This is a genomic window from Alistipes montrealensis, assembly GCF_018362775.1.
Classification (GTDB): domain Bacteria; phylum Bacteroidota; class Bacteroidia; order Bacteroidales; family Rikenellaceae; genus Alistipes; species Alistipes montrealensis.
The window spans coordinates 712,630-739,625 of the sequence record NZ_JAGYXY010000002.1; the positions used below are offsets into that span (position 1 = coordinate 712,630).

At 58.6% G+C, this 26,996-nt stretch carries 15 protein-coding genes and 2 pseudogenes; 11 read left to right on the forward strand and 6 right to left on the reverse strand.

Features of this window, described 5'->3' with window-relative positions; all coding sequences use genetic code 11:
* Positions 1–64: 64 nt before the first annotated feature.
* The 4 genes from glgP to KG007_RS06045 all read right to left on the reverse strand — a co-directional run bounded on the left by glgP (position 65) and on the right by KG007_RS06045 (position 7,904).
* Positions 65–4,312 (reverse strand): alpha-glucan family phosphorylase, encoded by a 4,248-nt coding sequence (gene glgP / locus KG007_RS06030; RefSeq protein WP_213347697.1) that lies wholly within the window; start codon positions 4,310–4,312, stop codon positions 65–67.
* Positions 4,313–4,463: 151 nt separating this feature from the next.
* Positions 4,464–5,579 (reverse strand): radical SAM family heme chaperone HemW, encoded by a 1,116-nt coding sequence (hemW, locus tag KG007_RS06035; protein ID WP_213347733.1) that lies wholly within the window; start codon positions 5,577–5,579, stop codon positions 4,464–4,466.
* A 4-nt stretch (positions 5,580–5,583) separates the two neighbouring features.
* Positions 5,584–6,138, reverse strand: coding sequence for a hypothetical protein (locus tag KG007_RS06040; RefSeq protein WP_213347698.1), 555 nt, complete (start codon positions 6,136–6,138; stop codon positions 5,584–5,586).
* Positions 6,139–6,272: 134 nt separating this feature from the next.
* Complete coding sequence (locus KG007_RS06045) at positions 6,273–7,904, reverse strand: 2,6-beta-D-fructofuranosidase (RefSeq protein ID WP_249413252.1); 1,632 nt, start codon at positions 7,902–7,904, stop codon at positions 6,273–6,275.
* Positions 7,905–8,320: 416 nt separating this feature from the next.
* Here KG007_RS06045 and KG007_RS14130 point away from each other — a divergent pair.
* Positions 8,321–9,028, forward strand: a pseudogene (locus tag KG007_RS14130) (phosphoenolpyruvate carboxykinase (ATP)); the annotation flags it as partial.
* 279 nt (positions 9,029–9,307) lie between these two features.
* A pseudogene (locus tag KG007_RS14135) lies at positions 9,308–10,249 on the forward strand (phosphoenolpyruvate carboxykinase (ATP)); the annotation flags it as partial.
* A gap of 183 nt (positions 10,250–10,432) precedes the next feature.
* On the opposite strand, the gene KG007_RS06060 reads toward KG007_RS14135, so the two are convergent.
* Entirely contained in the window at positions 10,433–11,056 is a 624-nt protein-coding gene (locus KG007_RS06060) for a DUF3575 domain-containing protein (RefSeq protein WP_213347700.1), read from the reverse strand.
* 103 nt (positions 11,057–11,159) lie between these two features.
* Positions 11,160–13,073, reverse strand: coding sequence for a SusE domain-containing protein (locus KG007_RS06065; RefSeq protein WP_213347701.1), 1,914 nt, complete (start codon positions 13,071–13,073; stop codon positions 11,160–11,162).
* A 409-nt stretch (positions 13,074–13,482) separates the two neighbouring features.
* On the opposite strand from KG007_RS06065, the gene KG007_RS06070 reads away from it, so the two are divergent.
* From KG007_RS06070 to KG007_RS06110, 9 genes are read left to right on the forward strand one after another with little or no spacing between them, the layout of a single operon-like run.
* Positions 13,483–15,489 carry a glycoside hydrolase family 97 protein gene (locus tag KG007_RS06070; RefSeq protein ID WP_213347702.1) on the forward strand — a complete coding sequence of 669 codons (2,007 nt, stop codon included), beginning with the start codon at positions 13,483–13,485 and terminating at the stop codon, positions 15,487–15,489.
* 26 nt (positions 15,490–15,515) lie between these two features.
* Entirely contained in the window at positions 15,516–16,706 is a 1,191-nt protein-coding gene (locus tag KG007_RS06075) for a glycoside hydrolase family 130 protein (protein ID WP_213347703.1), read from the forward strand.
* A complete protein-coding gene (locus KG007_RS06080) occupies positions 16,703–18,145 on the forward strand; it encodes an MFS transporter (protein WP_213347704.1) in 1,443 nt (480 codons plus the stop codon). Before KG007_RS06075 ends, KG007_RS06080 begins: the two co-directional genes overlap by 4 nt.
* A 5-nt stretch (positions 18,146–18,150) precedes the next feature.
* The gene (locus KG007_RS06085) at positions 18,151–19,356 is read left to right on the forward strand and encodes an AGE family epimerase/isomerase (protein ID WP_213347734.1); all 1,206 of its coding nucleotides are present in this window, start codon (positions 18,151–18,153) and stop codon (positions 19,354–19,356) included.
* Positions 19,357–19,375: 19 nt separating this feature from the next.
* The gene (locus tag KG007_RS06090) at positions 19,376–20,269 is read left to right on the forward strand and encodes an AraC family transcriptional regulator (protein WP_195458799.1); all 894 of its coding nucleotides are present in this window, start codon (positions 19,376–19,378) and stop codon (positions 20,267–20,269) included.
* 26 nt (positions 20,270–20,295) lie between these two features.
* Complete coding sequence (locus KG007_RS06095) at positions 20,296–21,402, forward strand: glycoside hydrolase family 26 protein (protein WP_229095372.1); 1,107 nt, start codon at positions 20,296–20,298, stop codon at positions 21,400–21,402.
* A 26-nt stretch (positions 21,403–21,428) separates the two neighbouring features.
* Positions 21,429–22,550 (forward strand): glycoside hydrolase family 26 protein, encoded by a 1,122-nt coding sequence (locus KG007_RS06100; protein WP_213347705.1) that lies wholly within the window; start codon positions 21,429–21,431, stop codon positions 22,548–22,550.
* 12 nt (positions 22,551–22,562) lie between these two features.
* The gene (locus KG007_RS06105; RefSeq protein WP_249413254.1) at positions 22,563–23,903 is read left to right on the forward strand and encodes an alpha,alpha-trehalase; all 1,341 of its coding nucleotides are present in this window, start codon (positions 22,563–22,565) and stop codon (positions 23,901–23,903) included.
* 12 nt (positions 23,904–23,915) lie between these two features.
* Positions 23,916–26,987, forward strand: a complete 3,072-nt coding sequence (locus tag KG007_RS06110; RefSeq protein ID WP_213347706.1) for a SusC/RagA family TonB-linked outer membrane protein — start codon at positions 23,916–23,918, stop codon at positions 26,985–26,987.
* Positions 26,988–26,996: the final 9 nt, after the last annotated feature.

Consider the following 26,996-nt stretch of genomic DNA (forward strand, 5'->3'; position numbering starts at 1 on the left):
CCGGACTGTTACAACTAATTATTGCCCGATAACCCGAAATTAATACCTTTTTAACCTTTTTTTATTAGGCCCACTTCACCAGCGCGAAATCCATGCGGTGGGGCAGGAGCGGGTTCGAGGGGTAGATACGCAGTGCCACGTCGAACATACCGGCCTCGTCGGGCATGTAGTTGAGCGTGTAGGTCACCTGGCTGCCGTCGACCTGCGTGCGCTCCAACTGGATCGTGCGGGTGACGTTGACCGACTCCCCGCCGACGATCTGGCGGGCGACGACCATCTCCACGCCGATGTCCTCGGGCCGGAGGTTGGCGATGTCGAGCGTCACGGCGAAGTGGTACGTTTCACCGACGCAGACGGCCTCCTTGTCGATTTTCACACGCTGCACGTCGACGATGCGCACCTGGTCCCAGGCGGCCGAAACCTTCCGTTTCCAGGCTGCGATCCCGCGCGCCGTACGGTAGGCGTCGGCGCACAATTCGCGTTTGCGAGCCGCGAGTTTGTCGTAGAAGCGTTCTTCGTAGTCGATCAGCATGCGGTTGGTCGTGAAGTTCGAGGCGATGTCCGCCACGCATTTCTTGACCGAAGACACCCATTCGTGGGGGATGTTGTCCGCATTGCGGGCATAGTATTTCGGGGCGATCTGCTCCTCGATGGTGTTGTAGATCATCTCGGCGTCGAGTTCGTCCTGGTAATGCTGGTCGGAGAAGGTGCGTTCCAGCGGAAGCATCCAGCCGGCGCCTTCCTTGTAGCCTTCGACCCACCAGCCGTCGAGTACCGAGAACTGCAATACGCCGTTCATCACGCACTTTTCGCCCGAGGTTCCCGAAGCTTCGAGGGGGCGTGTGGGCGTGTTCAGCCAAACGTCGACGCCCTGCACCATGCGGCGGGCGAGCTCCATGTCGTAGTTTTGCAGGAAGAGGATTTTACCCACGAACTGCGGCATGGCGGCCACTTCGACGATGCGCTTGATCAGGTCCTGTCCCGGCTTGTCGTTGGGGTGTGCCTTGCCGGCGAAAATGAACTGCACGGGGCGCTCCTTGTTGTTGACGATCGACGCCAGGCGGTCGAGGTTCGTGAAGAGCAGGTAGGCGCGCTTGTAGGTGGCGAAGCGGCGCGCGAAGCCGATGGTCAGCACGTCGGGCTTGAGGCCTTCGATGACCTGCAGCATCTGGCGCGGCGAGTCGAGGCGTACCTGTTTGGGGTCGCTGTAACGCCGGCGTATGTGCTTGATGAGTTTGTTTTTGAGCTTCATGCGCTCTTCCCACAGTTCCACGTCGGGAATGTTGTGCACCTTCTGCCAGGCGGGAATGTCGTAGACGTGGCCTTCGAATCCGTCGGCGAAATAGCGGGCGTAGAGGTGGCGCAGCGACGAGGCGATCCAGGTCGGGAAGTGCACGCCGTTGGTAACGTAGCCGATGTGCAGTTCGTTCTTGAAGTACCCCGGCCACATGTTGCCCAGGATCTCCTTCGAAACCTCGCCGTGGAGCCACGATACGCCGTTGACCTCCTGCGAGAGGTTGCAGGCCAGCACCGACATCGAGAATTTCTCGTTGGGGTCGTTGGGGTTGGTCTTGCCGAGGTTGATATACTGCTCCCAGGTGATGCCCAGCACGTCGGGATAGTGCGACATGTACTGGCGGATCATCGACTCGGGGAATGCGTCGTGGCCTGCGGGCACGGGAGTGTGCGTTGTAAAGAGCGACGAACTGCGTACCACCTCCAGCGCTTCGGAGAACGAGAGCTTGCGGTGGTTCACCAGGTCGCGGATGCGCTCGACGCCGATGAATGCGGCGTGGCCCTCGTTGCAGTGGAACACGTCGTGTTTGATGCCCAGTTTGCGCAGTGCGCGGATGCCGCCGATGCCCAGCAGGATCTCCTGCTTGAGGCGGTTTTCCCAGTCGCCTCCGTAGAGGTAGTGGGTGATTTGGCGGTCCTCCTCGAGGTTGTCCTCGATGTCGGCGTCGAGCAGGTAGAGGTCCGTGCGGCCTACCTGGCATTTCCAGACGTGCGCCGAGAGCGTACGGCCCGGGTAGGCGATGGTGATGGTCACCCAGTTGCCGGCTTCGTCGCGTACGGGCGAGATCGGCAGTTTATAGAAGTTCTGCGCTTCGTAGGTGGCCTCCTGCGCTCCCTGTGCCGAGAGCCGCTGGGTGAAATAGCCGTAGCGGTACAGAAGGCCCACGGCGGCCATCGGGACGTTCTTGTCCGAAGCCTCCTTCAGGTAGTCGCCGGCCAGGATGCCCAGGCCTCCCGAGTAGATTTTCAGCGACGAGTGCAGGCCGTACTCCATCGAGAAATACGAAATGGTCGTCGCCTTCGGGTCGGGCTTCTCGTTCATGTAGTCGCGGAACTGCGTGTGTACGGCGTCGAGCTGTGCAAGGAAATTCGTGTCCTTTTCGAGTTCTTTCATCCGCTCGACGCTCATGTTGTCGAGGAAGGCGATCGGATTGCGCCCCGATTCGGCCCACAGCACGGGATCGATCCCTTCGAACAGGTCGCGGGCGCCGGGATTCCAGCACCACCAGAGGTTGCGCGACAGCTCTTCGAGGGCATGCAGCCGCTTGGGCAGCGTCTTGTCCACCATCATGCGGCTCCAGTTGGGTTTCTCGACGAAAAGCTGCTGGCGCACGAAGTTGATCTGCTCGGTTTTGGCGCCGCCGTCGAGCACGGCGCGGTTGGTGCGGACGACCGAACTCTCGACCGCCTCGGAATAGGCTTGTTCGTAAGCGGCGAAAAGGTGCTCCCAGAGCGCCGTCAGCGAGATTTCATACGCCGAGGTGCACTGTTCGTTGACGTGCTTTTCGTCCAGCAGGCTGAAGCGCAGCAGCGCTTCGGCGATCTTCTCCTCGACCTCCTTGTCGTTGTAGTCGTCGCGGCGGATGACCTCCACGCCTGCATGTTCGCGCTGCTTGTCGACCCAGATGCCGAACCCGGCCAGCGTCGTGGTAACGGTCGGGATCGAGAACGCCACCGATTCCAGCGGGGTATACCCCCACGGTTCGTAATACGAAGGGAAAACCGTAATGTCCATGCCCACGAGCAGTTCGTAGTAATCCTTGTCGAAGATGCCGTCGGCCCGGTTGAGGTACGTGGGGACGAAGATCACCTTTACTTTCGATCCGGGGGCGGTGAGGTTGCTGTTCTTCAGCGCATTCACGATCGGGTCCCAGACCGGGTTTTCGAGGTAGTGGGTCGAATATTTGTACTGGTTTGCGTCGATGGGGTTCGAGGGGTCGGCCAGGTGCGCCTGCAGGTCGACGCGCGGGCCGCGGTTGCCTGCCGGTACGGTGATGTAGGCCAGCACCTCGCGGCGGAGTTTGTCCGAGGCGGCGAGTTTTTTCAGCGATTCGATGAAAACGTCGATGCCCTTGTTGCGGAACTCGTAGCGGCCGCTGGTCCCGACGATCAGCGGGTCGCCCGCGAATTTTTCGCCCAGGCAGGCTTCGGCCACCGTGATCATCGCTTTGCGGGCTTCGTCGCGCTTGGCGTAGTATTCGTCGCCGGTCCAGACGAAGTCGTTTTCGAATCCGTTGGGCGTCACGCCGTCCGGCTCGCGGCCCAGCAGGTATTTGCATTCGTTGGCCGTGATGTCGCTCACCGTCAGGAAGGCGTCGTGATACGTGGCGGCCATCTTCTCGATCGAGTGCTTGGCCGTGACGTTGAACTGGCGGGCCAGTTCGTCGGCGTTGAATTTCGTGAGGTCGTTATAGAGCGGCAGGCGGTTGCCGGCGATGCAGCGGCCTATGACCGTGGCGTGGGTGGTGAACACCGTGGCGATGTAGGGGGCGCGGTTGCGCAGGTAGAGTCCGCCGGCAGCAGTCATCCACTCGTGGAAATGCGCGGCGGCCTTCTCTGCCGGCGACCCGAAAGTCTCGACATAGGAGGCGATCACGACGCCTGCGGCCCAGCCGAAGAGCACCGGCTCGACGTAGTCCCACTGGCCCGAGATCGAGTCTACGTGGTACGATTCCCAGAGGTTTTTGAGTATTTCGTCCTTGCGGGGGATCAGCGACGAGAAGTCGACCAGCACCACCGTCGGCTCGCCCTTGATCTTCCAGTGGCCTACGCGCACGCGGATGCCTTCGTTGTAAAGGCTTTGGCGCCACGCCTTGAGCAGATTGGGGTCCTCTTCGAACTCCGGGTTGACGCCCTCGTGCGAGAGGTCGGGGCCCAGCAGTACGTAGCGGTCTGCGAATTTGCGGGTTACGGTTTGTGCTTTGGTCGAGATGACAGTGTGTATGCCGCCGACCTTGTTACATACTTCCCAACTTACCTCGAACAGCAGGTCAGGGGAGTGTTTGGCGTTGCTCATATACTTTTGCTAATTTATAATTTTCGTGACGAACAGAAACGGTTTTCGGCCACAAAGGTAACACTTATATTTATATTAACCAATCGGGTTTCAGTATTTATAAAAAAATTTAAGAATAACTTAACATTTCAGTTTCACTTGGTTGCGGGCTTTATTGCGTTTCGAAAAACGCTTCGATCACCGCATCGGAGACCAGCATCCGCTCCGGAGGAACGGCTATCCGTCCGTTGGCGGCGACAAGTGTGCCGGCTTCCAGCCACGGTTTCGCATCGCGCATCATTCGTGCCGCACGTTCCGCCCCGAACAGTTTTTCCGCCTCTCCGGGGTCGATGCCTTCCGCCGTGCGCAGCCGTGTCATCACATACTCGTTGAAACGGTCGCTGTCGGTGAGTATTTCCGCTTCGGCGGGGGCTCCGGCGATATATTCCGCCACCGATTCGGTGTTCCAGTGGCGTTCGCGGCCGTCGAACGAGTGGGCTGCCGGCCCGATGCCGAGGTACTTTAGGCCGTGCCAGTAGGCGGCGTTATGGCGGGCACGGAAGCCCGGGAGGGCGTAATTCGAAACCTCGTAGTGTTCGAATCCCGCCCCGGTCAGCGTTTCGTGCACGAAGGCGTATTCCGCTTCGCTGACTGCCTCGTCCACCGGGGCGAACTCTCCGCGGGCGGCCCGCCGTCCGAAAGCCGTACCGGGTTCGATGGTCAAATGGTATGCCGAAATATGCTGTACGCCCAGCCCGAGCGTCCGGTCGAGCGAGCGGCGCAGCGCGTCGCCTCCGAAACCCGGGACGCCGAAAATCAGGTCGACGGTGATATTTTCGAAACCTTCCCGCTGTGCATTGCGCACGGCCTCGACGGCCTGCGCTGCGGTGTGGCGGCGGTTCATCAGTTTCAGGCAGGCGTCGTCGAACGACTGGACGCCGATCGACAGGCGGTCGATGCCCGCCCGGCGCAGCGCCGCGAGGTAGGCGGGCGTAAGGTCGTCGGGGTTGGCTTCGAGCGTGGTCTCCTCCGCCGCGGAGCAATCGAACAGCATTGCCGCATGATCGAGCAGCCCCGCAATGGTTTCCGCCCGGCACAGCGAGGGCGTGCCGCCGCCGAAGTAGCGGGTGCGGACCGCCTCTCCGCCCGTGTATTCGCGCCGTGCATCCAGTTCGCGGTGCATGGCCTCCACGAGTTCGTCCATGCGGCGCAGGTCGACGCTCTTGTAGAAGTCGCAGTAGGCGCATACGCGCTTGCAGAAGGGTATGTGGAAATAAAGTCCGGCCATTGGTCTATTCGAGCCTTCGGGGGTCGGTTTTTTCTTCAAAGTCAGCAACGAGGGCTTTTATCTCTTTTATTGTTCTTCGTCCGTATCGGTTGAAGGTAAATATCCCTCCCGTGATGTTGTACCACGGATCATAAATCACTGTCCATCTGATTTCGTCGCTTTTCCACCTCAATATCAGCAAATCCTCGTCTAAGACAGGGATACCTTTCTGGTTTCTGGCCTGCAAATAGCGGTAATTATCGTATTCGATAAACCATTCCCGGCTGATCAGTAATTCCCGGATCTGATTTTTTAGCCCGTCGTGCTGTTTGGGAATGGGAATGCATTTTAATTTCAGCCTCTTGAGCCGAAACGAATAGATGATGAGGCCCGAATCGAACAGCAGAAGAGCGATCAGCCAATCCCAGTTCCATAATCCGGAAACAAAATCACGGACGGAATAGTATGAATAGCAGATTCCGAAGAGAAAGAACAGTATGGTGTCTCCATGATAATTTGTCCATTCGAATGAAAATGGTTTTAGAACGATTTTATCAGTTTGTACTTTTATCGAATACATTGTTTAAAAGGCCGCAAGACTTTTGACATATAGAGCTATGTTATCAAAGGTATGAAAAAAACGGAGAAGCCGGCACGCTTGCGGCCCGGATTTTTCGAAATTTGTGTCCGTAATGTCGGCTCGGTTCCCTTCGGTCACCAGATCGACCCGACGGCGAACACCTCCAGGCTGCAAACCTTGATCCGGTTGCCCCGGAAGCGGAATCCTCCGTTGTTGCCGGTTTGGGGCCGCCGCTCCATCGAATAGGAGTACAGCCCGCCGTCGATAAAGACCTCGGCCGAGGTGCGGTCGAGGTAAATATCGGCCGTCAGGCGCATGCTGGTCGGGTCCTGCGGGGAGTAGAAACGGCCGTTGAGCGTGTTGTGGTTCAGGTCGTAGGCGACGATGGGCTGGCCGTCGAGGCTGAGCCCGGCGTCCGTTGCATGGGATAATTTGATCGTCGTGCGAATCCGGAGCCGGTCGGCCTTTCCGAACTCCTCCAGCTTCCGGTTGGCTTCGTCCGGGGTCAGGCCGCGCCATTCGGCGAGCGGACGGAACAGCCGGTCGAGTTCGGCGATCGGAGTGCTCGCCAGGCGGACCCCGTCTTTGGTCGTGCGCAGCGTCAGCTCCGTCGGCAGCGTCATCATTCCGTTGAAGGGCATGCCCGGGTGTGAAATGCGGCCCCAGCCGATCTGGATGCGCCGTCCGTCCGCTGCCGGGATGTTGGTATAGGTCTGGGCTGCGTAGATGCTGCCCGTCGTGTAGCAGTATTTGCCGGATTCGGGCCGGAATACCCGGCCGTCGAACGAGCCGAGCATGTAGGTCCCCGAAGCGCCGTACATCACCCATTTCTTATTTTCCGGATTGCCGTCGACCGGAAGTTCGAACAGCTCGGGGCACTCCCAGAATCCGGTGACATGGCTTTCGTACGTCCACTTTTTCAGGTCGGCCGAGGTGTAGATCGAGTGTCCGTCGCGTTCGTTGAGCACCAGCACCCAATGTCCGGCCGGGGCGTACCAGAACACTTTGGGATCGCGCGTGTCCTTGCTGTTCCATTTGTCCCGGGAGTCGATCACCGGATTGCCGGCGTATTTGGTGAACGTGCGCCCGTCGTCGAGGCTGTAAGCGAGGCACTGCACCTGCCGCTCGGGGCCTGCCGCCGTGTAGATCGCGACCAGGGCGGGCTTGCCGTCCCGGTTGAATCCGGCGGTGTTGGCGTAGTCGATGACCGCCGACCCCGAATACATCGTTCCCAGGCTGTCGGGGCAGAGCGCGTCGGGCAGTTCTTTCCAATGTACGAGGTCTTCGCTGACGGCGTGTCCCCAGTGCATGTTCTGCCAATCGCGCTCGTAGGGGTTGTGCTGGTAGAACAGGTGATATTCGCCGTTGTGGAAGACCAGCCCGTTCGGGTCGTTGATCCAGCCCCGGCGGGTCGTAAAGTGGAACTGCGGGCGGTTCTTTTCGCGGTAGAGGCTGTCCTGGCCGGCGATCCGGTCCGACTGGTAGATTTTCGCAAGTCCCCGCGGGTCGCCCTCGTAAGCGATCCGCACGGTCTTCCCTTCGAAGGCCGACATGTCCCTGAATACCCAGTAGTCCGCCTCTTCCGGGGCCAGCCGGATCACGACCGAAAGGTCGGGCGCGCCTTCCGTTTCGAAGGTCATCCTGCTGCGCTCCTGCTGGTGCGAAACCGGGAAGTTCAGGTATTGTTTTGTGATCTTCAGCGAGATGTTCCCGCCTTGTGCGCCCGAAGCGCACAGGGGCAGCAGCGAGCAGAGCAGTAATGTCATTTTCGTTCGTGTTTTCATGGCGGGCCGGTAGTTTGTGGGGATTCGGGTTTTCGGTCGGGGGCTCTTTTCCGGGTGGCGCGGCTGCGTCTCCCGGGGCGGAAAACCCGCTTCTTCCAAAGATAATAAAAAATCGCCGGAAGAAAAACCGGACGCCCCGGAAGGCGTCGGAAAATTCCGGCAAAATCTTTGCCGTATGATCCTCGTTCCGGGTTGCGGACGGCTTTCGGGCGGCGTGGTACGAGGGTATAAATGAAGCGTATAGCCCCATCAAGAAAAATAATAAATTTTTTTTGTAATTTACGCTGTTAATTTTTTCACAATTCTGAAAGTTTTTCTACCTTTGTGCCGTTGAGGTCCGGACTTGCGGTCCGAAACATTCGATTGAAAAGAGGAGTTTTAACAAATAAATTACAATTATGGACAAAATGGATTTGAAAAAGTACGGGATCACGGGCGTTACCGAGATCGTGTACAATCCGTCGTACGACGAACTGTTCCGTGAGGAGACGAAGAAGGGCCTGCGCGGTTTTGAGAAGGGTCAGCTGACCGAGACCGGCGCCGTGAACGTGATGACCGGCGTTTACACCGGCCGTTCGCCCAAGGACAAATTCTTCGTAATGGACGAGACTACCAAGGATACGATCTGGTGGACTTCCGACGAGTATAAGAACGATAACAAGCCCGTTACGAAGAAGGCTTGGAAAGAGCTGAAGAAGATCGCTGTCGAGGAGCTTTCCGGCAAGCGTCTGTTCGTTGTCGACACCTTCTGCGGCGCCAACGAGAACTCGCGCCTGAAGATCCGCTTCATCATGGAGGTTGCCTGGCAGGCTCACTTCGTGAAGAACATGTTCATCCGTCCGACCGACGCTGAACTGGAGACCTACGGCGAGCCCGATTTCGTGGTGCTCAACGCTTCGAAGGCCAAGGTGAAGAACTACAAGGAGCTGGGCCTGAACTCGGAGACGGCCGTTGTCTTCAACCTCACCGAGAAGATGCAGGTGATCATCAACACCTGGTACGGCGGCGAGATGAAGAAGGGTATGTTCTCCTACATGAACTACCTGCTTCCGCTGAAGGGCATGGCTTCGATGCACTGCTCGGCCAACACCAACGCCAAGGGCGAAACCGCTATCTTCTTCGGTCTGTCGGGAACCGGCAAGACCACGCTTTCGACCGACCCCAAGCGCGAGCTGATCGGCGACGACGAGCACGGCTGGGACGACGACGGCGTATTCAACTTCGAGGGCGGCTGCTACGCCAAGGTGATCAACCTCTCGAAGGAGAACGAGCCCGACATCTGGAACGCTATCCGCCGCAACGCGCTGCTGGAGAACGTAACGGTGGACAAGAAGGGCAAGATCGACTACGCCGACAAGTCGGTAACGGAGAACACCCGCGTATCGTNTTCGATGCACTGCTCGGCCAACACCAACGCCAAGGGCGAAACCGCTATCTTCTTCGGTCTGTCGGGAACCGGCAAGACCACGCTTTCGACCGACCCCAAGCGCGAGCTGATCGGCGACGACGAGCACGGCTGGGACGACGACGGCGTATTCAACTTCGAGGGCGGCTGCTACGCCAAGGTGATCAACCTCTCGAAGGAGAACGAGCCCGACATCTGGAACGCTATCCGCCGCAACGCGCTGCTGGAGAACGTAACGGTGGACAAGAAGGGCAAGATCGACTACGCCGACAAGTCGGTAACGGAGAACACCCGCGTATCGTACCCGATCTACCACATCGACAACATCGTGAAGCCCGTATCGAAGGCTCCGGCTGCCAAGAAGGTTATCTTCCTTTCGGCCGACGCATTCGGCGTGCTGCCCCCGGTTTCGATCCTGACCCCCGAGCAGACGAAGTACTACTTCCTCTCCGGCTTCACCGCCAAGCTCGCAGGTACGGAGCGCGGTATCACCGAGCCTACGCCGACCTTCTCGGCTTGCTTCGGCGCTGCCTTCCTGTCGCTGCACCCCACCAAGTACGGCGAGGAGCTCGTTAAGAAGATGAAGAAATCGAACGCTACGGCATACCTCGTGAACACGGGTTGGAACGGAACCGGCAAGCGTATCTCCATCAAGGACACGCGCGGCATCATCGACGCGATCCTCGACGGCTCGATCGACAAGGCTCCGACCAAGACCATGCCTATCTTCGATTTCAAGGTTCCGACCGCTCTGCCGGGCGTAGACCCCAAAATCCTCGATCCGCGCGACACCTACAAGAACGCCAAGGATTGGGAAGTCAAGGCTGAGGATCTGGCCAACCGCTTCGTGAAGAACTTCGTGAAGTTCACGGGCAACGAGGAAGGCAAGAAGCTCGTAGCTGCCGGCCCGAAGGTAAAGTAATTCCGAGCGGCGCAGGCCGCTGCAAATAGAAGAATCCCGGTTTTCGTATGGAGACCGGGATTTTTTTGCGAATATGGAGGCGGGTTGTGCGACTGTTCCGGTTGTATGGCTGTCCCGGTTGCGGGAATATGGGGGCGTTGCCGAAGTCGGTTCCCGGCCGGGAATGATCGCCGTCGCGGGGGATTATTTGCGGGGCTGGAAAATCCGGTAGCCGATCGAGATGCCTATTTTATTGGGATACCATTCCGACGAGCCGTTGAACGGATCGGGAAACTCCGGCTGCTCGGGCCGGTGGGGATACATGTCGGTCTCACCCTCGAAACTGTACCCGTTGTAGTGGCTGTCCATCCAGGCCCAGCCGAAATAGGCGTCGACGAGCCACCGCTCCCGGAAGCGGTATTCGTAGCCCACGCACAGGCCGAGCATCATGCCGTAACCCTTGCAGTAGCGGTTTTCGAACTGAAGCTTCCAGTCCTTGATAAAGGGTTTGGTCATGTCGAAAGCCATCATGCCGATATTGGCGCCCAGATACCACCCGTCGTTGTGCGCCTTGAAATAGCGGCGGTATTCGCCCATGAAGATGGCGAAGTTCATGTGTTTCCCGTTGATCGATTTCCAGGGCGAGATGACGATGTCGGTTTGCAGGGCGGATTTGGGGGTGATAGCGAATTCCACGGCGGGGTTTATCACCCCGAGCGCCGCATAAAGCGCGTTGAGTTTGACATACCCCTGCGGGAGGGCGTGCTGTGTGCCTAACAGCGTGAACAAGAGTGCGCAGGCCCCGAATCTGCAGAGTTTGTTTTTCATCATTCGTGAAATTCAGCCAGGAACAAAGGTATGAAAAATCCGGCCAATTATCTACATTGGCCGGATTTTCACTTCAGACTCGGACTTTGACGCCGAGACCTCCTTACATTGCTTCGAATCGGACCGTCATGGTTTTGAAGTCTGCCGTGATTCGGTAGTTCCCGTCTCCGAATCCCATCATCAGGGGATAAAACTGGTTGCTTCCCTGGACAAGCTCCCATCCTGTATACCCGTCGTCGAACGATCCTTTGGCGCCGTATTCCGTGAGCCACTCGGTGTTCGAGATGATGAATTTGAATCCGTTGCCTTTCGGATTTCCCTCCTGTGCCGTGCCGACCTTCACCGGGACGTTCTCTGCGGTGAAGACTCCCGGGGTGGTTTGGGTCATCGCTACGGCCTGGCCCAAATCCCAGCCGTGGGGCATAGCGTCTCCCAGGATGTAGAGCGCTGCCGGGTAATCCGGTCCCTGCTCCGGTTCGAAGCGTACTGTCATCGTCGTGAAATCGACTGTGATGTCGTATGCCCCGGAGGCGTGCCCCATCAGCAGGGGATAGAACTGGTTGCTGTTCTGTGCGAGTTCCCAGCCGCGGTATCCCTGTTGCCCGTCGTGGTCGTCGAAAGCCTCCTTGGCGCCGTATTCGGTGCTCCATTCGCTGTTCGAAATGCCGAATTTAAATCCGTTGCCCTTGTTGTCGTCCGGATTGGCCGTGCCGACATCGATGTTCACGCCCTTGGCCTGGAATACGCCGTTGCTTACTTTGGTCAGCGGAATGAAGCTGCCGAGGTTCCAGCCTGCCTCCGTGGCCGGACCGAAGAGGAACAGCGTTTCGGGATAGGAGGGCGCACCGCCGCCCGTAAGGGTGACTTTCAGGGTGTTGAGATCGACGCGCACGGTGTAGTAGCCTTCGCCGAGTCCCTGGTCGCCCGGAATGAAACGGATGTCACCGTCGCCCTCGCCCTTTTTCCGCAGGGTCCAGTAGTCGCCGGCCGCATCGTCGCGGATATACTCCGTCCAGTCGTAGAAGTCGAATTTGAAACTGCTCTCCGGTTTGAGGTAAATACGGGTGTTTTCATAAATATTTTCCCCGACAGGCAGCAAGGCGTTCGCCTCGACCATGTTCCAGCCGTTCTCCATGTTGTCGCCCAGGATGTAGAGGGCTGTTTCGGGGTCGAATTCCGTAACGTCGCCCGTCCGGGTCAGCGTGAGCATCATCGTATTCAGGTCGATATGCACGGTGTAAATGCCGCTTGTGTAGTCGTACTGCAGGGGATAGAATTGCGAATCCCCGTCGTTGGCGATGGCGAAGGTCTGGACCTGGCCGAATTCGCCGCCGATCTTCTGTCCGTAGAACGGATAGCTGCCGTTCTCTTCGACGTAGAATTTGAACCCTTTGTTGTCCGCGGGTTTGCCGAACTTCAGTACGACGTTCTCTGCCGTGTAGATGCCTTCTTCGCCCTGCGGCAGTTCGATCGCCTTGTCCCAGCCGTATTCGCAGGCGCCTCCCTTCATCCAGAGCGATGCGGGTTTGACCACCTCGGCGGCATAGGCCGTGGCGGCAAACGATACCTCTTCCGAAGTTTTATCCTCGATGAGGTAGTTCCCGGTGTGCGCATAAACGCAGGCCCGGAAAGCGAAGCGTTCGCCGCTTTTGCCGCCGAATGTGGATATGATGAGATCGTTGAGCTCCTTGTGCGTGAAAGATATTGCCAGGTCGGGCCCTTCCCATTCGCGTTTTATGCCTTTGAAAAGGTCTTCGCCCTCTATGTTCAGGTACAGGTCGTACATGACCGACGAACTGCGGGTCACGACCGAGGCGGCTGTCCACGAAAATTTCAGGGCCTCCTGGTCGGCTTTGTCGGTGTCGAGCGTTACATCCTCGTCCGAGACCGTGAGCACGGGGGCCGTCAGTTCGCTCCACTCCTTATCGGGGAAATCCGATGTGTTGTCGTCGCTGCACGAGGCAATGGGAAGTGCAAAAGCCAACGCGCCCGCGATGTATTTCCAAAGATGTTTCATACTGGTTGGTTTAGGTTCGTTAACAAATTTATTTTCGAACGTAAAAATAGAGGACAAAAACCGGATAACCATGGAAAGCGCCGCATGGTACAAGCATTTGATGAAAAAGTATCATTCGTGCGATTCGCTGTTCCGAAGGTCAGGGGGCGGTAATAGGGGGCTTTCGTCGATTTGCGGCTGTAATGCCGTTTGAAGGGGTGTTTCGGCGAGGATGGAAATACTTTTGTCGTGCTGCGCATGTCAAAATGGTATTATCCCATCCAATTATGATACTTTTCAATCCTTCTGCTGTATATCCGTTGCAGAACCCTTTCGAAACCTCTATTTTTACGCAGCATAAACGGGAAATGCCGCCTGTTTTATTGTGTGCTTCGGGATTTTCCATAAACCGGCTTATTACCTGTGAACCATGAAGAAAATAGTTGTAATCGCTTTATTTACATTGCTTGCGGGGGTTGCTGCCGCCCGCGAAAAGAGTTATACGGTCTCTTCTCCCGACGGGACGATCGGGATCACACTGTCGCTCGGGGAGCGCTTCGCTTATGAAGTCCATGTGGACGGCCGCCCGGTCGTGGCGCCTACGCCGATCGCGATGACGCTGGACGACGGGTCCGTATGGGGCGGCCCGGCGCAGCCTTCCCGGATTCGCAAAGGGACGGCCGATACCTCTTTCGCCACGCCTTTTTATATCAAGGGGCGGGTCGCGGATCGCTATAACTGGCTGCGGGCCGATTTCCGGCAGGGTTTTGCCCTCGAGTTCCGGGCCTATGACGACGGGGTCGCTTACCGTTTTGTCTCCACGACGGATAAACCGCTGGTCATCGCTTCCGAAGAGGCGGGCGCCCGTTTCCCGGGAGACTGGACGTGCTGGGTTCCCTATGTGCGGGATTGTGACGGAGCCGAGATCGTACCTTTCGGGAGCCAGTTCAAGACTTCGTTCGAGAACCTTTATACCGTAGCCCGGCTCTCGGAACTCGATCCTGCGCGGCTGGCTTTCCTGCCGCTGGTCGTGGCGGCCGATAATGGCGTGAAACTCTGCTTTACCGAGGCCGACCTGCAGGCCTATCCGGGCATGTATTTCAATTATCCGGGTCAGGGCGCTTCCTTGCGCGGTGTTTTCGCACCCTATCCGAAACGTACGCACGACGGCGGACACGACAATCTTCAGAACGTCGTGGACGAGTATGCCGATTTCATCGCCAAAGCCGCACCCCGGGCTTCGTTTCCTTGGCGGACGGTCCTTATTGCCCGTGAAGACCGGCAACTGCTCGACAACGACATGGTCATGCGCCTCGCCGAACCGTCGCGCCTGGAAGACGTGTCGTGGATACGGCCCGGACTGGCGGCTTGGGAGTGGTGGAACGACTGGGGCCTTTACGGCGTCGGTTTCGAGTCCGGGGTCAATACGCCGACCTATAAGCATTATATCGACTTCGCGGCCCGCAACGGGGTTGAATACCTGGTGATGGACGACGGTTGGTCGAAGGACAAGACCGACCTGATGTCGGGTGGCAGCGACCGCCTCGATCTGGAAGAGGTGCTGCGTTACGCGAAACAAAAAGGCGTCGGCATCATCCTCTGGGCGGGCTACCGCGCTTTCGACCGGGACATGGAGGCGGTTTGCCGCCACTACTCGGCCTTGGGTGTCAAAGGATTCAAAGTCGATTTCATGGACCGCGACGACCAACAGATCGCCGAGTTCCTCTACCGTGGAGCGGCAACCGCCGCCAAATACGGGCTGCTGCTCGATTACCACGGTATTTATAAGCCTGCCGGCCTGCAGCGAACCTATCCCAATGTCGTCAATTTCGAAGGCGTACACGGATTGGAGCAGATGAAATGGTCGGACGAGTCGGTCGACCAGGTGACCTACGATGTGACGATGCCGTTTATCCGAATGACGGCCGGTCCTGTGGACTATACCCAGGGAGCCATGCTCAATGCTGCGAAGGGCCATTTCTTTCCGCGCCGCAGTGAGCCGATGAGTCAGGGTACGCGCTGCCGCCAACTGGCCGAATACATCGTTTTCCATGCCCCGCTGTCGATGCTCTGCGACTCGCCTTCCAACTACGACCGGGAACCCGAATGCACCGCTTTCATCTGCGGTGTCCCCACGGTATGGGACCGTACCGTGGCGCTCGACGGGCGTCTGGGGGAATATGCGGCCGTCGCCCGCTGCAAGGGAGATGTCTGGTATGTCGGCGGCCTGACGGGACACGAAGGCCGCACGGTGACGGTCGATCTCGGATTTTTGGGTGAAGGAAATTTTACGGCCGAACTCTTTTGCGACGGCGTCAATGCTGCCAAATACGGCCATGATTACCAGCGAGTAATCCGTGCGCTGGGATCGGACCGTACGCTGGAAATAACGATGGCTCCCGCCGGCGGATTCGCCCTGCGGATCACGCGGGAGTAAAATAAATATTCTATTCTATCCGTTTTATGACAAATTTAGATTTCGAGAAGCGTATTTCACTTCTGCGTTCGGCTCATGAGGAGTTGATCGCCAGGAAGAACCCGGCCGCGGATTCCAACGGTGTATGGACCCGTTACACCTATCCGATCCTCACGGCCGCGCATACGCCGCTCTTCTGGCGCTACGACCTGGACCCCGCTGCTAACCCTTTTTTGCTCGAACGGTTCGGGATCAACGGAACGTTCAATGCCGGTGCTATCAAGTTTAACGGCAAATACGTGCTGGTAGTCCGGGTCGAAGGGAATGACCGCAAATCCTTTTTCGCCCTGGCCGAAAGCGATAACGGGATCGACGGATTCCGTTTCCGCGATCATCCGCTGACGATTCCACCGGCCGGCGAGAGTGAAACGAACCTCTACGACATGCGTCTTACGGCCCATGAGGACGGTTGGATTTACGGTATCTTCTGTGTCGAACGGCACGATCCGTCGGCAGCCCCGGGCGACCTGTCGTCGGCCGTCGCCACAGCTGGCGTAGCCCGGACGAAGGACCTCGTGCATTGGGAGCGTCTCCCCGACATCAAGTCGCCTACGCAGCAGCGTAATGTCGTACTTCACCCTGAGTTCGTCGGGGGAAAATACGCCCTTTATACCCGTCCGCAGGAGGGGTTCATCGCCGCCGGAGCACGCGGCAGCGGGATCGGTTGGGCGTTGGTCGACGATATGACCCGTGCGGAAATCCGCGATGAGAAGATCATCGACGTGCGGTTCTACCATACGATCAAGGAGGTAAAGAACGGCGAGGGCCCCCATCCGATCCGTACGCCCCGGGGCTGGCTGCATATGGCCCACGGCGTGCGCGCCTGCGCAGCAGGGCTCCGTTATGTGCTTTATATGTACATGACGGCCCTGGACGATCCTTCGCGGCTGATCGCCGTGCCGGCCGGATATACGCTGGCCCCGGAGGGCGAGGAGCGCATAGGCGACGTGTCGAACGTGCTTTTTTCGAACGGCTGGATCGCCGATGACGACGGCCGGGTACTCCTCTACTATGCGTCGAGCGATACCCGTATGCACGTGGCGACATCGACCGTCGAAAGACTCGTGGACTACTGCCTGCATACGCCGTCAGACGGCCTGACGACGGCAGCCTCCGTCGAACGGCTGAACGAACTGATCGACAGAAACCTGAATTATTACCGAAAAACAGACCGATGAAAGACAACGTCACATTCCGGGAAAAGATCGGATACGGCTTCGGGGACATGGCTTCGAGCATGTTCTGGAAGATATTCGGCATGTATCTGCTCTTTTTCTATACCAAGGTGTTCGGCATCACGCCGGCCGCTGCCGGGACCATGTTCCTGGTGACCCGCATTTGGGATTCGCTCAACGATCCCATCATGGGCCTGCTGGCGGACCGCACCCGCAGCCGTTGGGGACGTTACCGCCCTTATCTGCTGTGGGGAGCCGTGCCGTTCGCCGTGATCGGGGTGCTGACGTTCTGGACTCCCGATTTCGGGATGACGGGGAAACTGGTGTGGGCCTACGTCACCTATACGGCCATGATGATGGTCTATACGGTGGTCAATGTCCCTTATGCCTCGCTGCTCGGGGTGATGACGCCCGATACGAAGACGCGCAATACGTTCTCTTCCTACCGGATGTTCTTCGCCTATGTCGGCAGCCTGGTGACCTTCATGCTGTTGCAGCCGCTGGTGGATTTCTTTGCCGGGTGGCTCGGCGGCGGGGATGCGGACCTGCTGAACGAAAGCGTCGCCGGAAGCGACGTAGCTATATCGGGCATGCCCGAGGCGTGGACCTGCGCCGTGGCCGTTATCGGGGTACTCTGCGCCCTGCTTTTCTGGCTCTGCTTCCGCTGGACGCGCGAGCGGATCCGGGTCGACGATGCACAGCAGGCCAAAGGATCGGTCGGCCGCGACCTGAAAAGCCTGGCCCGCAACGCTCCGTGGTGGATACTCCTGGTGGCGGGAGTGGCGGTGCTGCTGTTCAATTCGATCCGCGACGGGGTAGCGATCTTCTATTTCACCGACTACGTCCGGAGCGCTTATAAACTGCCTCATCTGGGCTGGACGCTCGGAACGCTTTACCTGCTGCTGGGGCAGTTGGGAAATATGGCCGGCGTCGCCCTGGCCGTGCCGCTGGCGGCGCGTATCGGCAAGAAAGGCGCTTTTGCCGCGGCGATGGGTGCGGCAGGCGTGTTGAGCCTGTTTTTCTTCCGGCTGGAACCTTCCGAACTGGGCTGGTTGTTCACCCTGCAGGCCCTTGTCAGTGTCGCGGCGGGCGTTGTGCTGCCCTTGTTGTGGAGCATGTATGCCGATATCGTCGATTACGAGGAGTATCGCAGCGGCCGGCGGCCTACGGGGCTGATCCTCTCTTCCTCGTCGATGTCCCAGAAACTCGGCTGGGCGCTGGGCGGGGCTGTGACGGGCTGGCTGCTTGCGGCGTTCGGTTACGATCAGTCGGCTGCGGTGCAGAGCGGCGAGGCGATAGCGGGCGTGCGGCTGATGATGAGCTGGCTTCCCGCTGCCGGATGCCTGCTGGCCGCCGTGGCGGTCCTTTTCTACCCGCTCGGCGAGAAACGGATGAATCGAATCACGGCGGAACTCGGCCTGCGCCGGAAAACGAACGAATGAGAACGATGGAAAAGATGCTTGTACAATGGCGGAACGAGTTGTCGGAGGAGCTGACCTGCGACATCCTGCCCTTCTGGATGGCATTCCTGGGTGACGGAGAGCATTTCGCGGGGCGTATCGACGGTTGCGGAAACGTACATCCCGAAGCCGGAAAGGGCGCTGTCCTGATCGCGCGGATGCTGTGGACCTTTTCGGCGGCTTACGGGGCGACCCGGCGTCCCGAGTACCTGGATGTGGCCGGTAAGGTCCGGAACCTGCTTGTTGCCCGGCTGATCGACCCGCTCTACGGCGGGGTCTATTGGGAGATCGCACCCGACGGCCGGCCGGTTTGCTGCAAAAAACAGAGTTATGCGATCGGATTCGCAGTTTACGGCCTGAGCGAATATGCGCGGGTAACGGGTGACCCGGCGGCGCTGGACGAAGCCGCCGCATTGTTCGCTTCGCTCGAAGAGCACGTCTGGGATGCTGCACGGGACGGATATGCCGAGGCCCTGGCGCGGGATTGGCGGCCGCTGGAAGATATGCGCCTGAGCGAGAAGGATGCCAATACCTATTTTAGCATGAATACGCACCTGCACCTGCTCGAACCCTGTGCCAACCTGTTGCGGGTCTGGCCCGGGGAACGGGTTGCGGAAGCGGTCCGGCGGTTGCTTCGCATCCATACCGGCCGCATCTTCGATCCGCAGACGGGACACCTGAACCTCTTTTTCGACGCGGAGTGGCGGCCTCAGGGGCGGACCGTCTCTTTCGGGCACGATGTCGAGGCGTCGTGGCTTATCGACGAAGCCGCCGCCGTGCTCGGCGATCCGCAGGTCTCGGCCGGTGTCGGCCCCGTTGTCGAAGCATTGGCGAAGGCCGCCGGCGAAGGCGTGCAGTCCGACGGTAGCCTGATTTACGAATACGATCTGCTGACGGGACGCGCCGATGCCGACCGCCATTGGTGGGTGCAGGCCGAGGCCGTCGTCGGATTTTTCAACATGTACGAGCGGACCGGGGACGAAGCGTTCCTGCGGCGCAGCCGCGATGCCTGGCAGTATATCCGGACGCACCTGCTCGATACCGAAAACGGCGAATGGTTCTGGAGTGTTCGCGCCGACGGTTCCGCCAACCGCGACGACGACAAGGCCGGATTCTGGAAATGCCCTTACCACAACGGCCGGATGTGCCTGGAACTGATGCGGCGCATCGGACGGCTGCTTGCAAAAAACTGAAACCGAAAAACTGACGGCTATGGCAAATTACAATATCCTTACGGAGGTCCCTCCCATTTCGAAACAGGACAGTTTCGTCGTGTTCGAGCGGCGGAAGAGCAATTTCAATTTCCCGATACATATCCATAGCGAATACGAGCTCAACTATATCATCGGGGCGCGCGGTGCGCGGCGTATCGTCGGCGACCATGTGGCCGATATCGGAGACCGGGAGATGGTGCTTATCACAGGCAGCAATCTGGAACATGCGTGGATGGACGGCAATCTGGCGCCCGGAGCCGAGATTTACGAGGTGACGATCCAGTTTTCGCCCGAGTTGTTCCAGGGCGGCGGACTGATCGACCGGAAACAGTTCGTGCCGATCAAGAAAATGCTGCAGGATGCCCAGCACGGGATCGCATTTTCCGAAAAAACGATCCTGCAGAGCGAGTCGGGAATCCACCAACTGATCAACAGTACGGACAATTTCAACTCGATCCTGATCTTCCTTTCACTGCTTAACCTGCTGGCCCACGACCAGGCTTACACTGTGTTGTCGCATTCGCATTTCAGCAAGCTGGAGGATACCTACGACAGCCGCCGTGTACGGACCATCATGGATTTTCTCAACAACAACTACCACCGTCCCGTGCGGCTCTCGGAAATGGCGGCGTTGGTAAATATGAGCGAACCTTCGTTCAGCCGGTTCATCAAGCGGCGTACGGGATACAATTTCGTCGACTGCCTGAACAATATCCGCATCAGTGCGGCGTCCCGGCGGCTGATCGACGAACCGGCCAATACGATCGCCGAGATCGCCTACAAGTGCGGGTTCAACAATCTCTCGAATTTCAACCGGATTTTCAAAAAGTACAAGGGGTATACGCCCCACGATTTCCGGGAATACTACGACAAAAAGAAAATCATAATCTGACAAACCGCTCTAACCTGCTTTAAACGATGAATAAACTGCTTTGTATCGTGTGTTCGGCCGTGCTTTCGGCCTCCTGCTCGGGGCCTTCGCCCGTCCCGGCGGATTCGCAGGCCACGCCTGAAACACGGGCCCTTTACCGCAATCTGTTCAAAGTTGCGGACGAAGGGGTGATGTTCGGACACCAGGACGACGCCCTGTATGGCCACGACTGGAAGTACGAGGAGGGCCGCTCCGATGTCAGGGAGTGCTGCGGCGATTACCCGGCTGTTTTCGGCTGGGAACTCGGAGGGCTCGAAACCGGAGCCGACCGGAGCATCGACGATGTCCCTTTCGCCGGGATCGCACGTCTGCTGTGTGCCGCCTATGAGCGCGGAGCCGTGAATACGGTCAGTTGGCATCCGCAGAATCCGGAGTCTGGAGCCAGTGCCTGGGACTGCAAGACCACCACGGCCGTGAAGTCGATTCTCCCGGGCGGCGCCAACCATGCCCGATACCGGTTGTGGCTCGACCGTGTGGCCGGGTTCTTCTCGGGGCTGAAGGCCGCCGACGGGACGCCCGTGCCGGTGCTGTTCCGTCCGTTTCACGAACATACCGGCTCCGGATTCTGGTGGGGCGAAGCGCAGTGCACTCCCGACGAGTTCCGGGCCTTGTGGCGGTTTACCGTGGGATACCTGCGCGACGTGAAGGGCGTGCACAGCATTCTTTACGTCTACTCTCCCGATCTTTACCGCGATGCGGAGCACTATATGGAACGCTATCCGGGCGACGAGTGGGTCGATGTGCTCGGCCTGGACGCCTATCACCGCCAGCAGGACTGGGATTTTCTGTCGGGCGGCGAGCGGATGCTTTCGACCCTGCGGCAGTTGGGCCGCGAGCACGGTAAACCGACGGCTTTCACCGAAACCGGACTCGAGGGCATTCCCGATGCCGAATGGTGGACCCGATGGCTGCTGCCGGTCATTCGCGGCAAAGGACTGAGTTATGTGTTGGTGTGGCGTAATGCCCACGACCGTCCGACGCACTTTTTCGGCCCCTGGCACGGCCATGCTTCGGAGCCCGACTTTAAGAAATTCGCCGGCAACCGGGAACAGCCCGTCCTGTTCGAAAGCCGCCTGCCCGACATGTATCATTGACAATTAACCTAAAATAGCTGATAATTATGTGGAAACAAATTTTTTATCTATCGTGTCTGGTCGTGGCCGGGTGCAGTGATATTGCCGACCGCGAATATCCGGAGCCTCAGCCGGCCCCCGCTGCGACGACCGACGGACAGGCTACGGCGCAGACCCGCAACCTGCTTGGCAACCTGCGCAGCATTGCCGAGAACGGCGGTACGCTTTTCGGCCACCAGTGTTCGTCGCTCTACGGCATCGGCTGGTCGGGCGACGCCGACCGTTCCGACGTGAAGAGCATTTGCGGCGACTATCCCGCAATAATGGGCTGGGACCTGGCCCAGATCGAACTCGGGCAGGATGCCAATATCGACGGCGACAAGTTCGACGACATCCGCAGTCGTATTCTCGAGGCTTATGCCCGCGGCGGTGTGACCACCATCGGCTGGCATACGACCAACCCGGTGACGGGCGGCACGGCCTGGGACGCGACTTCGGCCGTAGGGCGGATCATTCCGGGCGGCGACCTTCACGAAAAATACTGCGGCTGGCTGGACAAGGTCGCCGATTTCATGCTTTCGCTCCGAACCGAAGCCGGGGAGTACGTCCCGGTGTTGTTCCGCCCGTTCCACGAGCATACCGGCAACGGTTTCTGGTGGGGCAAGGGCAACTGCACCGCTGAAGAGTATGTCGCCCTGTGGCGTTTTACGCTCGAATACCTGCGCGATACGAAAGGCGTGCACAACCTGTTGTATGTCTACTCGCCCGATATCGTCAGTTCGCAGGACAACTACCTCGAGTTCTGGCCGGGCGATGCCTATGTCGACGTGCTCGGCCTGGACGCCTACGACCGCAGCTCCTGGGCCATCGAGACCAACGGTCTCAGGCTGATGCGCCTGCTCAAGCATATCGCCTACCTGAAGAATAAGCCGTTCGCTTTCACGGAGACCGGGCTCGAGAACAATACTTCCCAGCCCAAATGGTGGACCGAAAAACTCTCGAAAGCCATTGACGGTGTCCCCGTGGCCTATGTGCTGGTCTGGCGGAACAAGGACACCAACCACTTCTTCGGGCCTTATCCGGGTTGTGTTTCGGAGGCGGATTTCAAAACCTTCGCCGCCGGGAAGCAGATACTCCTGGAGGGGGATATAGCCGGTATTTACGAATAATCCCCGCCTGAGATGAACAAGATCAGAACTTTTTTAGGGTGTATCGCCGCATCGGCCGCCGTTTCCTGCGGAGGGAATCAGCCGGTTTCACACGGGGAGGTCGCCCGGGTGCGCGATTTTATCCGCACGTCGTGGGATGCGTCGGTGCAGTATAATCCGGTCGATTCGCAGACGCTGATCGGGCTGCCCCGTCCTTACACGGTTCCCAGTGTCAGCCAGACCTTTCAGGAGCTCTATTATTGGGATACCTATTTCACCAACGAAGGACTCGTGCGTGACGGACGCCTCGACCTGGCGAAAAACAATACCGAGGACATGCTTTATCTGGTGGACCGTTTCGGCTACATGCCCAACGGCAGCCGGACATGGTATCTCAACCGTTCGCAACCCCCTTTCCTGTGCATGATGGTTGACCGGGTCTTCGAACAGACCGGGGACAAGGAGTGGCTGGCCGGGGCTTTTGCTACCTTGCAGAAAGAGTATGATTTCTGGATGACCCGGCGCATTACGCCCGTCGGGCTCAACCGCTACTCCTCGTCTGCGGGCGACCAGCTCAAGCAGGAGTTCGTTACTACCGGGGGCCAGCGGCTCAATACCGACTTCCGCAGCCGGGGGCTTTCCGAAGCGGAGATCCTGCGACTGGGGGCGCATTTTGCCGCCGAGGCCGAGTCGGGCTGGGATTTCAATCCCCGTTTCGACCGCCGCTGCGAGGATTTCTGTCCGGTGGACCTCAATGCCAACCTCTATTTCTACGAGACGCTCTTTGCGCGTTACGCCCTCCTGCTGGGCGATCCTGCGGCTGCGGAGGCGTGGAAAACGCGGGCTGAAAAGCGCCGTGAACTGATAAACCGCTACTGCCTTGGGGAGGACGGAGTCTATTACGACTATGATTTTGTCAACGGCCGCCGTTCGACAGTGGTTTCGGGCGCGGTGTTCAGCCTGCTCTATGCCGGTGTCCCGGATGCCGGGCAGGCCCGGACTCTCGTGGAAAAGGCGCTCGAACGGTTGGAGTTCGAATACGGAATCGCCGTTTGCGAGGACAAACCCTACGACTACGATTACCAGTGGTCCTATCCCAACACCTGGCCTCCGGTCGTCTACCTGGCCATCCGGGGGCTCGACGCCTATGGTTACAAACAGGATGCGCGGCGCATTGCGGGGAAATATGCCGCGATGGTCGTGAAGACTTTCGGCCAGACCCGTAACCTGTGGGAAAAGTACAATGTCCGGGAGGGCAATATCAACGTCAGCAACGAATACGACATGCCCACGATGCTGGGATGGAGCGCCGGGACGTTCATCTACGCCAGCGACTATCTCGACGGTAAAATTGACAATCAAGCGAAACACTAAAACTCAGACACCATGAATACAATAAATCGATGCCGGCGGGGCAGGTGGCTCCTGGCGCTTTTTGCCACCCTGTTCCTTGCAGTCGGCGCATCTGCCCAGAATGAGGTCCGGGGCCGGGTGACGGCCGACGGACAACCGCTCGTCGGAGCCAGCGTCATCGTCAAGGGAACGACGACCGGAACCAGTACCGATACCTCGGGTAATTTCACGCTTCGCGCCAGGAACGGCGCCGTGCTTTCCGTGGGATTCGTCGGTTACAAGACCCGCGAGGTCGCCGTTACGGCCGGGGCGACTTTCCTCGACATCGCGCTCGAGGCCGAAGAAGCCCTGATCGACGACGTGGTCGTTATCGGCTACGGCAGCATGAAGAAGAGCGACCTGACCGGATCGGTCGTTTCCGTGAAGATGGACGCCATCAAGGATATTTCGGCTCCGTCGGTGGAGGGATTGCTGCAGGGCCGCGCTGCGGGACTGCAGATCATGAACACGTCGCAGGACCCCGGTGCGGGAGCCGTCGTGCGCATCCGCGGTAACAGCTCGCTCAACGGTTCGAACACTCCGCTGATCGTGGTCGACGGATTCCCCATCGGCGATGCCGGCAACCTGTCGCAGATCAACCCGTCGGACATCGAGTCGATCGAGGTGCTGAAAGACGCCTCCTCTTCGGCCATCTACGGTTCCCGCGGCGCCAACGGCGTGATCCTGATCCAGACCCGCACCGCCAAGGGCGGGCAGACCCATGTCTCGGTGAATCACCGGACCACGATCGGGCAGTTCACCGACAAACTCAACGTCTGGCGCAATCCGTTGCAGATGGCGCAGATCGCCAACGAGGAGCTGACCAACGCCGGACTGCCGGCCCTCTATACGGGCCAGTACAACAATGGAACCTACTATCCGTCGCTCATCGAAATCCAGCAGGGCAAATGGTCGAATACCGATTGGGCCGACCTCTGCATGCGCACGGCCGTGGTCAACAACACGACGGCCACGCTGTCGCATTCCACCGACAAGGCGGCGATCAACCTGAGCCTGAATTATTACGATGACGAAGGCGTCTACAAAAAGGACAACTTCCGCAAAGGCAACGTCACGCTCAACGGTTCGTACAAACTGGCCAAAAACTTTACGCTCCAGACTTCGAACATCTTTTCGATCCACAAGCGGCACGTGAACAACACGCTCGAATACGGCCGTAATCCGCTGTGGCCCGTCTACGACGAGGAAGGCAATTACTTCGTCGCTTCGGAGACCGACTTCGGCCATCCGCTCATCATCTCCGACAACGTCAAGAACGAGACGCAGGGCCGCGACCTCATTTCGTCGCTGGCCGCCGAGTGGGAGATCGTCGAAGGGCTGAAAATCCGTACGCAGCTCAATTACAGCTATTCGACCACCGTGCAGGATGTTTACAACGCTTCGAACACCTCGCAGGAGGCGCATGACATGAACGGTATCGCGCAGATGAACAACTCCCTGTCGCAGGATGTGCTGAGCGAGACCTACATCACTTTCCAGCGGGCCTTCGCCGACCGGCACAACCTGTCGGTCATGGCGGGCCATTCGTACGACTACAACATGGGGCGCACGCTCAGTACCACGGCCTACGATTTTGTGAACGACGCCCTCGGCAACGAGAATATGGGTGCGGGCAATCCCCAGAAGAACGTGATCAACAACACCTATCAAAACAGCAAGCTGCTCTCGTTCTACGGCCGTCTGAACTACGTGCTCGACGACAAGTACCTCTTTACGTTCACCATGCGCGCCGACGGATCGTCGAAATTCGGCAAGAACAGCAAGTGGGGTTATTTCCCTTCGGGCGCCGTGAGCTGGAAACTCCACAACGAGTCGTGGATGCAGAAACTCAATGCTTTCGACGAGTTCAAGATCCGTGCGAGCTGGGGCCTCTCGGGCAACCAGGGCATTTCGCCTTACCAGACGCTCAACCGTTACGGGACCGAGAAATACTGGTTCGCGGACAAGTGGCAGACGGCTATCGGTCCGGGTTATGAGGCCGGCCGCGAAGGAGCCAACGACCGCTATATCCTCTGGGGAGGTATCTCCAATCCCGATCTGAGGTGGGAATCGACCCGTCAGTGGAACCTTGGCGTCGACCTGGCCTTCTTCAAGCGCCGCCTGCGCCTGACGATGGATTACTACGACAAGTACACCACCGACCTGTTGCGTGAAAAGTACCTGCCGCTGTCGAGCGGTTATGACAAGATGTGGGTCAACGACGGCAATATCCGCAACCGCGGATTCGAGCTCACGCTCGACGGCGACATCGTCAGCCGGAAGAACACCTCTTTCTCCGCGACGTTCATCTTCTCGCGCAACCGCAACAAGGTGACCGACCTGGGCAATGCCGTTTCGAGCGGCCTGAGCACCGATTACCTCACGGGTATGCAGTACGAGGTCTGCGGCCAGTCGCTGTCGATGTTCAACGGCAATCCGAGCGTCTACGCCATCGGCTATCCGATGTATGTCTTCTACGGCTACCGGGTCGACGGCATCATCCAGCAGGGCGAGGACCCCGGTTTTATGAGTTCCGACGGCAAGGACCTGCCCGGTGAACTCAAATACGTGGACCTGAACGGCGATTACGCCATCGACGACCGGGACCGCTGCATCATCGGCGACCCGAACCCCGATTTTACGGCCAGTCTCAACCTGGCGTTCCGCTACAAGAATCTCGATGTGTCGGTATTCTTCAACGGCGTCTTCGGCAACGATGTCATCTATAACGGCTATACCTACGATCCGCGCGTGAAGATCAAGCGCTGGACGCCCGACAACCCGACGAATAAATACCCGCGTCTGAATTCGACGCGAAGCTACCTGTTCTCGGACTACTTCGTCCACGACGGTTCGTTCGTCCGCCTGCAAAATATCAACATCGGCTATACGATCCCCGTGCGCAAGGCCTTTATCCGCAGCGTGCGCGTGTTCGCCAACATCGACAATGCCTACACTTTCACCAAGTTCGACGGTTACGATCCCGAGGTGGGTGTCGACGGCATCTACTGGGGCGGTTATCCCCGTCTGCGGAAATATACTATCGGTCTGGACCTGAAATTCTAAGCTGACGAC

Bases quoted from the DNA above. Each gene is read 5' to 3' on its own strand.
- KG007_RS06085 (WP_213347734.1), top strand. From the start codon at position 18,151: ATGGAAAAGATGCTTGTACAATGGCGGAACGAGTTGTCGGAGGAGCTG.
- KG007_RS06045 (WP_249413252.1), bottom strand. From the start codon at position 7,904: ATGACATTACTGCTCTGCTCGCTGCTGCCCCTGTGCGCTTCGGGCGCA.
- KG007_RS06040 (WP_213347698.1), bottom strand. From the start codon at position 6,138: ATGTATTCGATAAAAGTACAAACTGATAAAATCGTTCTAAAACCATTT.
- KG007_RS06070 (WP_213347702.1), top strand. From the start codon at position 13,483: ATGAAGAAAATAGTTGTAATCGCTTTATTTACATTGCTTGCGGGGGTT.
- KG007_RS06110 (WP_213347706.1), top strand. From the start codon at position 23,916: ATGAATACAATAAATCGATGCCGGCGGGGCAGGTGGCTCCTGGCGCTT.
- KG007_RS06095 (WP_229095372.1), top strand. From the start codon at position 20,296: ATGAATAAACTGCTTTGTATCGTGTGTTCGGCCGTGCTTTCGGCCTCC.
- KG007_RS06060 (WP_213347700.1), bottom strand. From the start codon at position 11,056: ATGAAAAACAAACTCTGCAGATTCGGGGCCTGCGCACTCTTGTTCACG.
- KG007_RS06100 (WP_213347705.1), top strand. From the start codon at position 21,429: ATGTGGAAACAAATTTTTTATCTATCGTGTCTGGTCGTGGCCGGGTGC.
- glgP (WP_213347697.1), bottom strand. From the start codon at position 4,312: ATGAGCAACGCCAAACACTCCCCTGACCTGCTGTTCGAGGTAAGTTGG.
- KG007_RS06090 (WP_195458799.1), top strand. From the start codon at position 19,376: ATGGCAAATTACAATATCCTTACGGAGGTCCCTCCCATTTCGAAACAG.
- KG007_RS06080 (WP_213347704.1), top strand. From the start codon at position 16,703: ATGAAAGACAACGTCACATTCCGGGAAAAGATCGGATACGGCTTCGGG.
- KG007_RS06105 (WP_249413254.1), top strand. From the start codon at position 22,563: ATGAACAAGATCAGAACTTTTTTAGGGTGTATCGCCGCATCGGCCGCC.
- KG007_RS06075 (WP_213347703.1), top strand. From the start codon at position 15,516: ATGACAAATTTAGATTTCGAGAAGCGTATTTCACTTCTGCGTTCGGCT.
- KG007_RS06065 (WP_213347701.1), bottom strand. From the start codon at position 13,073: ATGAAACATCTTTGGAAATACATCGCGGGCGCGTTGGCTTTTGCACTT.
- hemW (WP_213347733.1), bottom strand. From the start codon at position 5,579: ATGGCCGGACTTTATTTCCACATACCCTTCTGCAAGCGCGTATGCGCC.